Below are 13,839 nucleotides of genomic sequence, written 5' to 3' on the forward strand. Positions count from 1 at the left end.
AGCGAAGGCGACGGCGACCGCCAGTGGCGCGGCGGCAGACGGGAACGGGGAGGTGGCCGCGCGGCGCTGGGGGATGACGATCCCGCTGCCGGGCGTGCCGCTGCCAGAGCTGCCGGCGTGGTGCGGGCGCCTCGCCGACCTCGGGTTCACCGACGTCTGGTCCTCCGAGGCGACAGCGACCGACGGCATCATCCCGCTGGCGCTCGCGGCCGCCGAGCCGCGGCTGCGGCTGGGCAGCGCGATTCTCCCGGTGTACACGCGGGGCCCGGCACTGCTCGCCCAGACCGCGGCGACGCTGGCGGCGGCCGCTCCGGGCCGGTTCGTCCTCGGCCTGGGCACCTCGTCGAACGTGATCGTCTCGAACTGGAACTCCGTCCCGTTCACCCGTCCCTACCAGCGGGTGCTGGACACCGTCCGCTTCCTGCGCCGGGCGTTCGCCGGTGAGAAGATCAACGAGGAGTTCCCCTCCTTCACGGTGCGCGGTTTCCGGCTCGGCGTCGCCCTGCCGACCCCGCCGAAGATCATGGTGGCGGCGCTGCGGCCACGGATGCTGGAGCTCGCCGGCCGCGAGGCCGACGGAGTCATCCTCAACTGGCTCTCGCCGGACGACTGCGACACCGTCCTCCCGCACGTGCGTGAGCACGGCCCGGACGCCGAGGTGATCGCCCGGATCTTCGTGTACGTCCACGACGGTGACCGGGAGCGGGCCCGTCCGGCGCTGCGGCAGCTGGTCGCCGCCTACCTCACGGTGCCGGTGTACCGGCAGTTCCACGTCTGGCTCGGCCGCGAGGCGGCCCTGGCGGGCATGTGGGAGGCCTGGGAGGCCGGGGACCGCAGGGGCGCGCTGGCCGCCATCCCGGACGAGGTCGTCGACGACCTGATCGTGCACGGGACGGCGGAGCAGTGCCGGGCCGGTCTCCAGCGGTACGTCGACCACGGGATCACCACCCCTGTGCTCGCTCTCATGAACAGCGGCCCGGACGTCGCGGACGCCGTGTCGGCCCTCGCCGCGCCCTGAGCCCTGCCCCTGATCCCGTCGCCGTCGGGCGGAGCCGGTCAGGCCTCGACGGGGTGGTTGGCCCGCACGACGTCCCCGGGGTCGAACGTGGCCTTCACCTGGCGGAGTCGCTGGTACGTCCCGGTGCCGAACAGGTCCGCACCGGGGCGGCGCCGCTCGGTGAAGTTCGCCGCCGAGCCGCTACGGGGTCAGCTCTTCCCGACGCTCCCGATCGCGGTGACGAGGCGCTGCGCGACGTCGACGATCTCGTGGCCCGGGGCCGTCGCGAGGATCTCGGCCGTCAGGACGACGTCCTTGGCGAGCGTGGGCCCGGCGGGCGTCCCGGCGACAGCGGCCAGCGAGCCGGCGCGCAGCCGCACCCCGGAGCCGACACAGGACGAGCTGCTCGTCAGCAGGACCGACGCGAGGCCCTCCGGGTCGACACCGAGGGAGCTCCCGGCCACCATCGCCTGGTCCGCGAGCGCGATCTGGGCGGCGAGCAGCGTGTTGTTGATGAGCTTTGCGGCCGAGGCCGTGCCGACCGCGCCGAGGTGCACGACGTGGTTCGAGAACGCCGCCAGCAGCTCGGTGACGTCGGCGAGGGCACCGGCGTCGCCTCCGATCATGACGGTCAGCTCGCCGGCGAGGGCGCGCGGAGCGCCACCGCTCACCGGGGCGTCGAGAACGCGCAGGCCAGCCTCACCAGCCCGTACGGCGATGGCGCGGATCTGCAGGGGCGAGACGGTGCTGTGCACGAGCACGACGGTGCCGGGGCGGGCGGTGGTGGCGATGCCGTCAGCGCCGAAGAGGACCTCCTCGACGCCGGCCGCGTCGAACACGCAGACGCCGACCGCGTCGATCTGCGCTCCGAGAGCCGCCGGGGTCGAGGCGACGGTGGCCTCCGTACCGGCGAACGGCGCCAGCGTGGCTTCCCGGCGGGCGTACAGGGCGAGCTCATGGCCCGCGGACAGGATCCGCTGTGCCATCGGCAGGCCCATGCTGCCCAGACCGATGAATCCGACCTTCATCCCGATCTCCCCTGTTGGTCTCGTCCTGGAAGGAGCCGCCTCGACCGATCGGCCCGGTATCGCCCAGGTATCAGCCCAGGTCCAGGGGCGTGGGGACGTACCTCATGGGCGCGCGCCCCGGCGTCAGGACGAGCTCGGTACCCGGCTCGCCGGCCCGCAGCAGCTCGACGATCGCGGCGCCCACGTCGTCCGAGGTCAGCATGGGGATGCCCGCGGCCTGGAACCGCTCACGCCCCGGAGCGGTCAGCGGGGTGTCGACGAGCCCGGGGCAGACCGCGCCGAGGCGGATCCCCTCCCGCGCGAGCGGCTCGGACAGCGCCCGGACCAGGCCGATGACGGCATGTTTGGTCATCGTGTAGATCGGGTCCTGCTCGACGCCCCGCAGCGCCGCGTGCGAGGCGGTGACCACGATCGAGCCGCCGCCGTGGCGGCGCATCACCGGGAGCGCCGCGCGCAGCCCGTACACCACGGAGTGCTGGTTGACCCCGACGACCGCCTGGTAGCGGCCGAGATCCATGGTCGCCGGGTCCTTGTCCACCGAGTTGTGTCCGGCGTTGAGAACGAGCAGGTCCAGCCGGTCACCGGCGGCGGCGACCATCCGCAGCGAGAGGTCGGGGTCGGTCAGGTCACCGACGAGCGCCTCGCCGCCGAGGGAGGCCGCGACGTCCGTCACCGCCGGGTTGCGGTCGACGAGGACGCAGTGCGTGCCGCCGGCCGCCAGCTGGCGCGCGACCGACTCCCCGATGCCGCCCGCGGCCCCTGTGACGATCGCGACCTCGCTCATCTACCCGTCTCCCGTCCGACGACCCGCATTCATCCCTCAGGGCACGTTAGCGGGACGTCCGGTGACAGGTGCGGCCCGAGCGGGTCGAACGCTCTCAGGCGGGTGGCTACGGCTTGCGGGCGACGCCGCTGTACATGTAGACCTGCCGGTCGCTCAGCGCGGCCGCCTCCTCGTCAGGGTGCCAGCGGTGGGCGAGCACGACACCCGGGTCGAGCAGGTCCAGGCCCTTGAAGAAGCCTTCGACGGTGCCCCGGTCCCGCGCGGTCAGCGGAATGCCGTTGGCCCGGTAGGCAGCCACACCGGCGTTCACCTCGTCGGGGGTGAAGTCCGCCGTGGTGGTGGTGAGCGCCAGCATGCTGCCCGGTGGGAGCGGCGCCATGAGCTGGTCGATGACGGTCTGCACGACGCCGTCGTCGGGAATGAAGTGCACGATCGCGATCAGGCTCAGTGCGACGGGCCGGCGCAGATCGAAGGTGTCCCGCAGCTGCTCGGATTCCAGGATGGCGCCCGGGTCGGTGAAGTCGGCGTCCAGATAGGCGGTGCGGCCTTCGGGGGCGCTGGTGAGCAGGGCCCGGGCGTGCACCAGCACGATGGGATCGTTGTCGACGTAGACGACCCGCGATTCCGGGGCGACCTGCTGGACGACCTCGTGCAGGTTCGGCGCTGTCGGCAGCCCGGTCCCGATGTCGAGGAACTGCCGGATACCGTGCTTCGCGGCGAGGACGCGGGCCGACCGGACCATGAAGTTCCGGTTCGCCCGCATGGACGTCGGCAGGTTCGGCAGGCTCCTGGTGAACTCGCCGGCCGCCGCGCGGTCGGCGGGAAAGTTGTCCTTGCCGCCGAGGATGTAGTCGTAGACCCGGGCCGAATGCGCCACGTCGCTCTTCAGGTCGACGTTCGGAGGAGCCCAGTCCACCGCCGAGCTCAAAGGAATCCAGCCCACCACCGAGCCGATGTCCTGACCAGCGTCGTCGCCGTCAGTCACGACTACCCCCGTCTGATTTGAGAGAACGCCGTTCACATGTGGCGCCTGCCGCTTTCTAGCAGACCTCTGCCATCACCCGGTCCGGGGGGGCCGGACGCGGGTCGGCCGGTCCGTGCCGCCGGGCGTCGCTGCCTGCGGGGCGGCCCGCCCGGGCGGCACGGATCAGGGCTGTCCGGCCCTCCGAGGGCCCTCGGAGGGCCCTCGGAGCCCGCTCAGGGCGTGGCGGCAGGGGCGAGGCCGAACCGGTCGAGGTTCGACACCTTCACCCAGGCCGCGACGAAGTCGCGGACGAACTTCTCCCGGGCATCGTCGCTCGCGTACACCTCCGCCAGCGCCCGCAGCTCCGAGTTCGACCCGAAGACGAGGTCGACGCGGCTCGCCGTCCAGCGCAGTTCGCCGGTCGCGGCGTCCCGGCCCTCGAAGACACCCGCGTCGCCTGCCGCGGGCGCCCAGACGGTGCCCAGGTCGAGGAGGTTGACGAAGAAGTCGTTCGACAGAGTCCCCGGGGTGGAGGTGAGCACGCCGAGCGGCGACTGCCGGTGGTTCGCGCCGAGGACGCGCAGGCCGCCGACGAGGACGGTCAGCTCCGGTGCGCTCAGGGTCAGCAGGTTCGCCCGGTCGACGAGGAGGAACTCGGCCGGCAGGCGGTGGCCCTTGCCGACATAGTTGCGGAACCCGTCCACGGTCGGCTCCAGCGGGACGAACGACTCGACGTCCGTCTGCTCCTGCGAGGCGTCCGTCCGCCCGGGTGTGAACGGGACGGCCACCTCGACACCGGCGTCGCGCGCGGCCTGCTCGACCGCGGCGGCACCCGCGAGCACGATCAGGTCGGCGAGCGAGATCCGCCGGCCGCCGGTCTGCGCCGCGTTGAAGCTCTCCTGGATCTCCGTCAGGGTGCGCAGGAGCACGGCGAGCTCGTCGGGCTCGTTCACCTCCCACCCGCGCTGCGGCTCCAGCCGGATGCGCGCCCCGTTCGCGCCGCCGCGCCTGTCCCCGCCGCGGAACGTCGAGGCGGACGCCCACGCCACGCTGACCAGCCGCGACACCGACAGGCCCGAGGCGAGAACGCGAGCCTTGAGGTCGGCGACGTCCTCGGCGGTGACGAGCTCGTGGTCGACCGCCGGCACCGGGTCCTGCCAGATCAGCGTCTCAGCCGGGACCTCCGGGCCGAGATAACGCGCGATCGGGCCCATGTCGCGGTGCGTCAGCTTGAACCAGGCGCGGGCGAACGCGTCGGCGAACTCCTCCGGGTGCTCCAGGAAGCGCCGCGAGATCGGCTCGTAGACCGGGTCGGCGCGCAGCGCGAGGTCCGTCGTCAGCATCGTCGGCGCGTGGGTCCGGGACGGGTCGTGCGCGTCCGGGACAGTCCCGGCGCCCGCGCCGTCCGCCGGCTTCCACTGGTACGCCCCTGCGGGGCTGCGTGTCAGCTCCCACTCGTAGCCGAAAAGGATCTCGAAGAAGCTGTTGTCCCAGGTCACCGGGGTGTTCGTCCAGATGCCCTCGAGGCCGCTGGTGATCGTGTCGCCGCCCTTGCCGGTGCCGAAGCTGTTCTTCCAGCCGAGGCCCTGCTCCTCCAGCGGGGCGCCCTCGGGCTCGGCGCCGACGTACTCGTCGGGGTTCGCCGCGCCGTGGGTCTTGCCGAAGGTGTGGCCGCCGGCGATCAGGGCGACGGTCTCGGTGTCGTCCATCGCCATCCGGCGGAACGTCTCGCGGATGTCGCGGGCCGCGGCGAGCGGGTCCGGCGTGCCGTTCGGGCCCTCCGGGTTGACGTAGATCAGGCCCATCTGGACCGCGCCGAGCGGCTCCTCGAGCTCCCGGTCACCGGTGTAGCGCTCGTCGCCGAGCCAGGTCTGCTCCGGGCCCCAGTAGACGTCCTCGTCGGGCTCCCAGACATCTGGCCGGCCGCCGGCGAAACCGAAGGTGGTGAAGCCCATCGACTCCAGCGCGACATTGCCGGCGAGCACGAGCAGGTCCGCCCAGGAAAGCGCCTGGCCGTACTTCTTCTTGACCGGCCAGAGCAGGCGGCGGGCCTTGTCCAGGTTCGCGTTGTCCGGCCAGCTGTTGAGCGGCGCGAAACGCTGCTGGCCGGAGCCGGCGCCACCGCGGCCGTCACTGATCCGGTAGGTGCCGGCGGCGTGCCAGGCCATCCGGATGACAAACGGGCCGTAGTGGCCGAAGTCGGCCGGCCACCAGTCCTGCGAGGTGGTCAGGACCTGCGCGATGTCCTGCTTCACGGCCGGGAGGTCGAGGGTGCCGAACGCCGCCGCGTAGTCGAAGTCAGCGCCCAGGGGATTCGCCACGGCCGGGTTCTTGGCGAGAATCCGCAGGTTCAGCTGGTTCGGCCACCAGCCGCGGTTACCACCCCCCTGGGTGGGGTGCGGGGCGCGCCCGTGCGCGACCGGGCAACGCTCGTTGCTCTCGGTGTCGGTCGGGAATACCTCGGCCTTGTCGTGGGCGGTGTTCTCGGACATTGCACCCTCCGGGCACGTTGATCAACAATGATCGTGGCGTTTCAGAGACGTCCGGTGTGTTCGGGGCCTGCTGGCTGGGGGATCGTGCGGTGCTGGTTCGCTGCTGCTGGTCAGGGACGACTACCTGGTCAGGGACGACTGCCGGCTGTGGAACAGGCGGGGCAGAGGCCCCAGTAGACGACCTCGGCCTCGTCGATCGAGAACCCGTGATCGTCGGACGCGGTCAGGCAGGGGGCGTCGCCGACGGCGCAGTCGACGTCCGAGACGGCGCCGCAGGACCGGCAGACGACGTGGTGGTGGTTGTCGCCGACCCGCGACTCGTAGCGGGCCACCGAGCCGGCCGGCTGGATGCGCCGCACCAGGCCCGCGTTCGTGAGGACCCGCAGCGAGTCGTAGACGGCCTGGTGGGAGGCGTCGGGGAGCTCCTCGCGCACGGCGGAGATGATCGATTCGGTGTCGGCGTGCGGATGCGCGTGCACCGCACCGAGGACCGCGACCCGAGGACGGGTGACGCGCAGCGCGACCCCCCGCAGCAGCTGCTGGAGGTCCGCGGGCGACGTCATGGCTAGTACGGTGCGCTCTTTTCCTGAACCAGTCAAGAAAACGATCGAAGATCTTTCGGGAGTGCCGGGAGGGGCGAGCCGTGTCGCCCGCCGGGCTCGGAGAAGTGCTCCGGACGTCGGGCTCGCCCCGAGCGGACGACGTCCGGGCGCGGGTGGCTACGGCTTGCGGGCGATTCCGCCGTACATGTAGACCTGGCTGTCGGTGTACGTGGCCGCATCGGCGTCGGGGTGCCAGCGGTGGACGAGCGTGACCCCGGGGTCCAGGAGTTCCAGCCCCGCGAAGAAGGCCTCGACACCCTTCCGGTCCCGGGCGGTCAGCGGGATGCCGCTGGCCCGGTAGGCGGCGACGCCCGCGTGCACCTCTTCCGGTGAGTAGTCGGCCGTCGTCGTGGACACGGCGAGAATGCTCCCCGACGGCAGCGGAGCCATGAGCTGGTCGATGACCTTCTGCACGACGCCGTCGTCGGGAATGAAGTGCACGACCGCGAGGAGGCTGACCGCCACCGGCCGGCTCAGGTCGAGCGTCTCCTGCAGCTGGTCGGACCCGAGGATCTCGTCCGGCCTGCTCAGATCGGCGTCCAGATAGGCGGTGCGGCCTTCGGGAGTGCTGGTGAGCAGGGCCCGGGCGTGCACCAGCACGATGGGATCGTTGTCGACGTAGACGACCCGCGATTCCGGGGCGACCTGCTGGACGACCTCGTGCAGGTTCGGCGCTGTCGGCAGCCCGGAGCCGATGTCGAGGAACTGCCGGATACCGTGCTCGGCGGCCAGGGCGCGAGCCATCCGGGCCATGAAGTTCCGGTTCGCCCGCATGGACGTCGGCAGGTTCGGCAGGCTTCTGCTGAATTCTCCGGCCGCGGCCCGGTCCGCCGGGAAGTTCTCCGTCCCRCCGAGGATGTAGTCGTAGACCYGCGCCGGGTGCGGAATGTCGGTCTGCAGGTCGACGTCCAGCGTCGTTCCGTCTGCCGCGACCAGGCTGTGGCCTCCGACAGGCTCGTTACCTAAGGTCACGAATCCCCCATTTCAAGACAACGTCTGTATGCGGAGTGCACCCTATCGCTCGCCCCGGGCGCCTCTGTGCCCTTCGGTCGGATGGAGCGGATCGTCCCGGTGGGCGGCCAGGCGCCCTCAGCGGTGCGGGCGCAGTCCGTCCAGGACGAGATCGAGCAGGCGTCCGACCTGGGCGCGGTCGCCGCCGCGGGCGCACGCGTCGTGTCGGTGAGCTCCAGCGCGCATCACCTCTCGCCAGTGGTCTTCGACGACATCCACTTCGAGCGGCGCCCCTACGATCCGTGGTCGGCCTACGGCCAGTCGAAGACGGCCAACGTGCTGTTCGCCGTCGAGGCCAGCCGGCGGTGGGCCGGCGACGACATCGCCGTGAACGCGCTGATGCCCGGCGGCATCCGCACGAACCTGCAGCGCCATGTCTCCGACGAGGAACTGGACCGGTTGCGCGTCGCCGCCGGCGGCGACGTGAAATGGAAGACCCCGGAGCAGGGCGCCGCGACGTCCATCCTGGTCGCGGTGTCCCCGCTGCTCGCCGGGGTCGGCGGGCGCTACTTCGAGGACTGCAACGAGGCTGAGGTCGGCGTGCTGAGCGCCCGCAACGGCGTGACGCCCTACGCCCTCGACCCGCAGGCCGCCGCGCGGCTCTGGGACGTCTCCGAGCAGACCCTCCACACCGGCCGCGCGGCCACCCTCGCCTGATCCGGCGCCGGTGGGCCGCTGGGTCAGTACTGGAGGGCGGTCACGGTGTCGCGGCCGATGTTCTCGACGGCGGCCAGGTCGAGCGCGTAGTGGACGTAGTGGCCGTTGCGCTCGACCCGGACGAGGCCCAGCTCGCGCAGATGCCGCAGGTGGCGGGAGACCTGCGGGCGGGTCATCGACAGCCGGTCCGCCAGGTCGGCGGTGGTCATGGCCTGGCGGGCGATCAGCCGACACAGCCGCATCCGGCGTGGGTCGGTGAGGGCGAGCAGCCGGCTGCGGGCGAGGGTGGCGCCGACATCGGGGGCGTCGACGGGGAAGTGCACGACGGGCGGCAGCCCCGGCTCGTTCTTGACCAGCAGGTGCGGGGCGCCGTACCGGGTGGGGATCAGCAGGACGGGGCCGCGGGCCGGGCTGATCACCGCATGGTGCACCTTGTCGAGGACCACCCGCACCGGCCCGGCCGTCGCTGTCGGACCAGCCGTCGTGGCCGGGTTGGTCCGGTTGGTCGGCGCGGTGACGAGGCGGGCGGTGGACGGGCTGAGAGACATCAGCGCGGACGCCGGCCCCTCGTCGGCGAGGCGTCGCCGGAGCCGGTCGGCGGCGCGGGCGAGGACGGGGCGGGTACCGGCCCACAGGTCGGCGAAGTACACGCGCGGGCACAGGTCGAGGAAGGCGATGAGGTCGGTACGCAGCGCCTCCGCGTCGCGCAGCAGATCCTCTGCGAGGGCGAGGTGCGGCTCGGGCAGCGCGCCGGCCGCCTGCCGCAGCACGGCTGCCTGCTCAGGGCAGTGGCGGACGCGGTCGAACGCGAAGCCGTGATAGCCGCTGGCGCAGGTGTAGGCGGTGAGGCGGGCGAACTCGTCCAGGCTCAGCCCCGCCACCGGTCCCCCCGGCCCTGACCCACCGCCCGATTCCGGGTAGAAGGCGCGCCAGCGCAGCGCCGTCCACAGCGGGGTGAACCGGCGCAGCCCGGTGCGGAAGTCGGAGGGGGCGCTGCGCAGCACCTGCTCGGCCCAGGACGTGTGCTCGGGATGGTGCTCGATTCCGGTGAGCACGTGCAGGCTCGCGACGAGTTCCGCCAGCGGGGGTACGGCGACGGTGAACCGGTCGGCGCCGCCCCCCGCGAGGACGATCACTACGGACACGGCGGGCCGACCGGTCGTGCATGGCGGGTCTCGCCGGCCCCGGCTGGCGGATTCGCCATCCCGGTCATGTCGATGATGATCTCATCGGCCGTGCTGTGCCGCGCCGCTGAGCTCCCGGCGAGGTTCCTGACGCGGATCCTGGCGCGCGCCGGTGAACTCCTCGCGGGCGGCGGTGAGCAGCTCCGGTTCGGTGAGCAGGTCGGCGACCACCCGGGCCAGCCCGGCGGCCGCCACCTGGGTGCGGTCGTGGGCGAACGGTGTCGCGGCGGCCTCGCGCATCGCGTCCGAATGGCCGGGCGTCCCCGTCTCGGCGACCTGAATGTACGGGTGGATGACCGGCATGAGCTGCGACAGGTTGCCGATGTCGGACGAGCCGGCGGGGCTGTCCGGGTCGCCGGGGGCGATCTCCACACCGAGGGCGCGCACCGCCGTCGCGAAGCGTTCGGCGAGCACCGTGTTGTTGCGCCGCTCCTCGTACAGCGGGCCGGTCTCGGAGACGTCGACCTCGGTGCCGGTGGCGAGCGCGGCGCCCGCCGCCGCCTGCCGGACCCGTCCGACCAGCTCACGGGCCGAGACGGCGGTGCGGTCGCGGACGTACAGGTCGACCGCGGCGTGTGCCGGGACGACGTTGGGGGCCTGGCCGCCGTCCGAGACGACGCCGTGGACCCGGGCGGTCGGTGGGATGAACTGACGCAGCGCGTCCAGCGCGGTCAGGAACACCTGGACGCCCGCCAGCGCGCTGCGGCCCCGCCAGGGGGAGACGGCGGCGTGCGCGCTCAGCCCGGTGAACGCGACGCGCAGATGCGCGGCGGCCAGGCCGGGCCGGCCGGTGAGCGAGTGGTCTCCGGGGTGGAACATGACCGCGGCGTCCACGTCGTCGAACACGCCGGCCGCGGCGAGCCGGACCTTGCCGGCGCCGCCCATCTCCTCTCCGGGCGTGCCGACGAGCAGCACCGTGCCGGGGTGGTCGGGCAGCGCGCGGGCGACAGCGATCGCGGCGGCCGCCGCGCCGGCGCCGATCAGGTTGTGGCCGCAGCCGTGTCCGATGCCGGGCAGCGCGTCGTACTCGGCGAGGACGGCGACGCACGGCCCGGGCCGGCTCCCGGTGTGCGTGGCCACGAACGCCGTGCTCAGCCCGCCGGCGGGCAGCAGCAGCGAGAAGCCCGCCTCGGCCAGCCAGCCACTGAGCAGTGCCTGGGCGTGGAACTCGGCGAACTTCAGCTCCGGACAGGCGTGGATCGCCAGGCTCACCGCGTCCATGCGCGGGCGCAGCGCGGTGAGCTGGGCGGTGAGCATTTCCAGAGAGGGGGTCGGGGACGTCGGCGTGATCGCGGGCATGGGGGCTCCCATCAGGAGGAGACACACAACCGGCCACAGAAGGTGAACGGTGCGCGCCTGCCTGCTCGCGCCGTGTCGCCACTGATGCCGATACTGCGCCCATGCCCGCGCCACCGGCGGGGAGTTACCGCGCCGCGGGTAACCGCCGGGATCGAGGCGTGTCCGACCCGATCACAGGCCGGGGAGCCGCAGGGTGGAGATCCCTGCGAGGAGCGTGACGTCGACGGGGGACGGGTTCGGGGTCAGCGTGTTCGCCGCTCCGCCGGACAGACGCAGCGCGAGGCGGTGGCCTTCGGCGAAGCGGTGGTGCTGGGCGMGGATGTCGACGGTGAACGTCGTCGGCTGCCCCGGCGTGACCGGCGTCGGAGTGACGTGCGACGAGCGGTGGCTGGCGCGCAGGAAGCCGTTGTTGACCAGGACACTGGTGCCGTCGGGGGCGACATCGAGCAGCTCGGCGTACAGGTTGGCGTCGGGCCCGGACAGGGTCGCGCGCAGGGTCAGCCGGGGCCGTCCGATCAGCACCTGTGGGCTGGGGAGGGGCGCCGTGGTGAAGGTGGCCGAGCCACCCGGGCTGGTCGGGTCGGCCGGCTGGGTGAAGCCGACCGTGCCACCCGGCCCGCTGCCAGCGCCACCGACCGGAGTGAGGGTCGCGTCCGCGCCGAGGGAGAGAACCAGGGGGGTGGTACCCGCCGGCGTCCAGCGGGTCAGCTGCCGCCAGCCGGTACCGCTGCCGGTCGGGCCCTCATAGCTGACGAAGGTCGGCCGGGCCGGCACGGGGACGTTCGGCAGCTTCTTCACCCAGCGGTCGAACCAGGCGAGCAGCAGCCCTGGGGACAGAGCCTCCGCCGGCGGGTTCGGGTAGCTGGCGAACCGGAACGGCATGGAATGCGCCCACGGACCGTAGATGGCCCAGGTCCGGTCGGCCGTGTTCTCGATGTTGGTGATGGTGCCGGCGCGGAAGAACTGGTCGTTCCAGCCGCCCACCATGAGCATCGGTACGCGGATGGCGTTGTACCTGCCGGCGAACGAACGGTCCTGCCAGTAGGCGTCGAAGGTGGGATGCGCCCGGTTGGCGGCGTATTCGGCGTCGGCGTCGATCCGRCCGCCGCTGAGCACGGCGGCGCCGTCGGGCCATGTGTCGATGGTGCCGCGCTCGGTGGTCTTGACCCCGCCGGGGTAGATCACGTCGTCGTACAGTGCGGACGGCGCCTGCATGGGCACGGCGGTCCGCAGGTGCGGGGGTGCCTCGACCGCCGCCCCGAGCGCTGTCTGGCCGCCGTAGCTCTCGCCGTAGATCCCGACGTCACCGTTGCCGAACGGCTGGGTGGCGAGCCATTCGACGAGGTCGTGGGCGTCCCTGCCATCCTGGGAGGACATCGCGTGCTGCCAGGTCCCGCCGGAGGCACCGGTTCCCCGCAGGTTGCAGACCAGCACGTTGTAGCCGTGTTCGGCGAAGTACTTCGCCTCGCCCTCCAACGTGGACCGGATGAGGGCGTACGGGGTGAACTCGGCGACCAGCCCCGGGAACCGGCCGGTGGCGGCGGCGCCGTCCTGCGCCGGGCGCACCAGCAGACAGTCCAGCGGTGTCTGATCCCGCATCGGGACGGTGACGTTCGTCGTCACCGAGCCGAAGTCGGCCGGCCGGTCGTACGCCCACCACGCCTGGGTGGCCGCCGACAGCGGTCCGCTCACGCCGCCGCCACTCCCGCCGCCCGGGGGCGGCACCGGAACCTGACACCCACCGGCACCGGCGGCCACTGCCAGCATCCCGGCCGACACCGACAGGGCAATGCGTTCCGAACGCGCCCGTCGCCACCTTGGTAAGCCCATACGAGTACCTTTCGTCCCGCCGGGAGTCGCACCATCTCGGTATCCCTGCTCCGGGGACGAATGCGTTCCCTTGTTTTCCCGCAGCCGACCGGTCGCGAGGAAACCATCCTGACAGCGCTCGAACGCATCCGCGCATTGTGGCGATGTAATTCAATGGCGGCGCTGGCTGATGGAACGTTCCGGCTGATTTGGGCGGCGGACGGCGGGGCCTGAATGTGTCAGGGCGGTCAGTTTCGCGGAAAAGGCATGGAAGTCGCTCCACCGCTGGTCGCTCACGGGTACACCAGACTCGGGTCGGTGCTCAGCGCTGCCTTGGCCTCGGCGCTCTCCCTGTCGGCGATGACCTCGACCTGGCCGGCCACAAGGCCGTCGAGCGCGGCGCGGACGACGTCCGCCGGATCGTTCTTGGGGATGTCCCAGGCGGCCATCATGTCGGTGTCGGTGCTGCTGAGCACCAGGCCGGTGACAAGGGTGCCCTGCTCCCGCAGCTCCAGGCGGATGCCGTTGGTGAGGCTCCACTCGGCGGCCTTCGCCGCGCTGTAGGCGTTCGCGCCGACGAACGACAGCCACGACAGGCGGGACAGGACGTTCAGCACCGCGCCGCCGCGGTTACGGGCGAGTACGGGCGCGAAGGCACGGACCATCGACAGCGTGCCGAAGAAATGGGTGTCCATCTCCAGGCGGATCCGGTCCAGATCGCCGGTGACGAGGTTCTGCGCTGTGGAAACCCCCGCGTTGTTGATCAGAACTGTCACGTCGGAGGCGGCCGCGGCGACCGCGGCGACCGAATCCGGATCGGTGATGTCGAGCCGCAGCACCTCGACGCCGGGCAGGTCGACCGCTCGGGGGTCGCGTGCCGTCGCATAGACCTTCGCCGCGCCGCGGTCACGCAGCTGGGCGGCGAAGTGGCGGCCCAGACCGCGGTTGGCGCCGGTGACGAGGGCGATGCTTCCTGAAAGGTCCATGACCAGCACCGTATGACTCAGGAAAT

Annotated in this window: 12 protein-coding genes and 1 pseudogene; 2 read left to right on the forward strand and 11 right to left on the reverse strand. The window is 72.1% G+C overall.

Annotated features, from left to right (window positions below; all coding sequences use genetic code 11):
* Positions 1 to 73 precede the first annotated feature (73 nt).
* The gene (locus tag CC117_RS17340; RefSeq protein WP_071085492.1) at positions 74 to 1,018 is read left to right on the forward strand and encodes an LLM class F420-dependent oxidoreductase; all 945 of its coding nucleotides are present in this window, start codon (positions 74 to 76) and stop codon (positions 1,016 to 1,018) included.
* A gap of 38 nt (positions 1,019 to 1,056) precedes the next feature.
* On the opposite strand, the gene CC117_RS40575 is transcribed toward CC117_RS17340, so the two are convergent.
* The 7 genes from CC117_RS40575 to CC117_RS17370 form a co-directional block, all read right to left on the reverse strand.
* On the reverse strand, positions 1,057 to 1,152 hold the full coding sequence (locus CC117_RS40575; protein ID WP_084132294.1) for a BBE domain-containing protein: 96 nt from the start codon (positions 1,150 to 1,152) through the stop codon (positions 1,057 to 1,059).
* Positions 1,153 to 1,206: 54 nt separating this feature from the next.
* The gene (locus CC117_RS17345; protein ID WP_071085418.1) at positions 1,207 to 2,025 is read right to left on the reverse strand and encodes an NAD(P)-dependent oxidoreductase; all 819 of its coding nucleotides are present in this window, start codon (positions 2,023 to 2,025) and stop codon (positions 1,207 to 1,209) included.
* Between the two features lie 70 nt (positions 2,026 to 2,095).
* Positions 2,096 to 2,809 (reverse strand): SDR family oxidoreductase, encoded by a 714-nt coding sequence (locus CC117_RS17350; RefSeq protein WP_071085421.1) that lies wholly within the window; start codon positions 2,807 to 2,809, stop codon positions 2,096 to 2,098.
* A 106-nt stretch (positions 2,810 to 2,915) separates the two neighbouring features.
* Positions 2,916 to 3,794 (reverse strand): SAM-dependent methyltransferase, encoded by an 879-nt coding sequence (locus CC117_RS17355; RefSeq protein ID WP_407673550.1) that lies wholly within the window; start codon positions 3,792 to 3,794, stop codon positions 2,916 to 2,918.
* Positions 3,795 to 4,006: 212 nt separating this feature from the next.
* Complete coding sequence (gene katG / locus CC117_RS17360) at positions 4,007 to 6,265, reverse strand: catalase/peroxidase HPI (RefSeq protein WP_071085423.1); 2,259 nt, start codon at positions 6,263 to 6,265, stop codon at positions 4,007 to 4,009.
* Positions 6,266 to 6,393: 128 nt separating this feature from the next.
* Positions 6,394 to 6,828 carry a Fur family transcriptional regulator gene (locus CC117_RS17365; RefSeq protein WP_071085425.1) on the reverse strand — a complete coding sequence of 145 codons (435 nt, stop codon included), beginning with the start codon at positions 6,826 to 6,828 and terminating at the stop codon, positions 6,394 to 6,396.
* A 156-nt stretch (positions 6,829 to 6,984) separates the two neighbouring features.
* Complete coding sequence (locus CC117_RS17370; RefSeq protein ID WP_071085427.1) at positions 6,985 to 7,839, reverse strand: SAM-dependent methyltransferase; 855 nt, start codon at positions 7,837 to 7,839, stop codon at positions 6,985 to 6,987.
* 177 nt (positions 7,840 to 8,016) lie between these two features.
* On the opposite strand from CC117_RS17370, the pseudogene CC117_RS17375 reads away from it, so the two are divergent.
* Positions 8,017 to 8,535 (forward strand): annotated as a pseudogene (locus CC117_RS17375) (SDR family NAD(P)-dependent oxidoreductase); the annotation flags it as partial.
* Positions 8,536 to 8,558: 23 nt separating this feature from the next.
* Here the strand turns inward: CC117_RS17375 and CC117_RS17380 are convergent.
* From CC117_RS17380 to CC117_RS17395, 4 genes are all read right to left on the reverse strand, one after another.
* Positions 8,559 to 9,680, reverse strand: coding sequence for an ArsR/SmtB family transcription factor (locus tag CC117_RS17380; protein WP_071085429.1), 1,122 nt, complete (start codon positions 9,678 to 9,680; stop codon positions 8,559 to 8,561).
* Between the two features lie 81 nt (positions 9,681 to 9,761).
* Complete coding sequence (locus CC117_RS17385) at positions 9,762 to 11,018, reverse strand: amidohydrolase (protein WP_084132282.1); 1,257 nt, start codon at positions 11,016 to 11,018, stop codon at positions 9,762 to 9,764.
* Between the two features lie 171 nt (positions 11,019 to 11,189).
* Positions 11,190 to 12,710 carry a CocE/NonD family hydrolase gene (locus CC117_RS17390; protein ID WP_241830196.1) on the reverse strand — a complete coding sequence of 507 codons (1,521 nt, stop codon included), beginning with the start codon at positions 12,708 to 12,710 and terminating at the stop codon, positions 11,190 to 11,192.
* Between the two features lie 410 nt (positions 12,711 to 13,120).
* Complete coding sequence (locus CC117_RS17395) at positions 13,121 to 13,813, reverse strand: SDR family oxidoreductase (protein ID WP_071085496.1); 693 nt, start codon at positions 13,811 to 13,813, stop codon at positions 13,121 to 13,123.
* Positions 13,814 to 13,839 lie beyond the last annotated feature (26 nt).

This window comes from Parafrankia colletiae (assembly GCF_001854655.1).
Lineage (GTDB): Bacteria > Actinomycetota > Actinomycetes > Frankiales > Frankiaceae > Parafrankia > Parafrankia colletiae.

What these genes read in the sequence shown, in the direction of transcription:
- CC117_RS17395 (WP_071085496.1), bottom strand. Translation starts at nt 13,813, where the DNA reads ATGGACCTTTCAGGAAGCATCGCCCTCGTCACCGGCGCCAACCGCGGT.
- katG (WP_071085423.1), bottom strand. Translation starts at nt 6,265, where the DNA reads ATGTCCGAGAACACCGCCCACGACAAGGCCGAGGTATTCCCGACCGAC.
- CC117_RS17365 (WP_071085425.1), bottom strand. Translation starts at nt 6,828, where the DNA reads ATGACGTCGCCCGCGGACCTCCAGCAGCTGCTGCGGGGGGTCGCGCTG.
- CC117_RS17345 (WP_071085418.1), bottom strand. Translation starts at nt 2,025, where the DNA reads ATGAAGGTCGGATTCATCGGTCTGGGCAGCATGGGCCTGCCGATGGCA.
- CC117_RS17340 (WP_071085492.1), top strand. Translation starts at nt 74, where the DNA reads ATGACGATCCCGCTGCCGGGCGTGCCGCTGCCAGAGCTGCCGGCGTGG.
- CC117_RS17385 (WP_084132282.1), bottom strand. Translation starts at nt 11,018, where the DNA reads ATGCCCGCGATCACGCCGACGTCCCCGACCCCCTCTCTGGAAATGCTC.
- CC117_RS17350 (WP_071085421.1), bottom strand. Translation starts at nt 2,809, where the DNA reads ATGAGCGAGGTCGCGATCGTCACAGGGGCCGCGGGCGGCATCGGGGAG.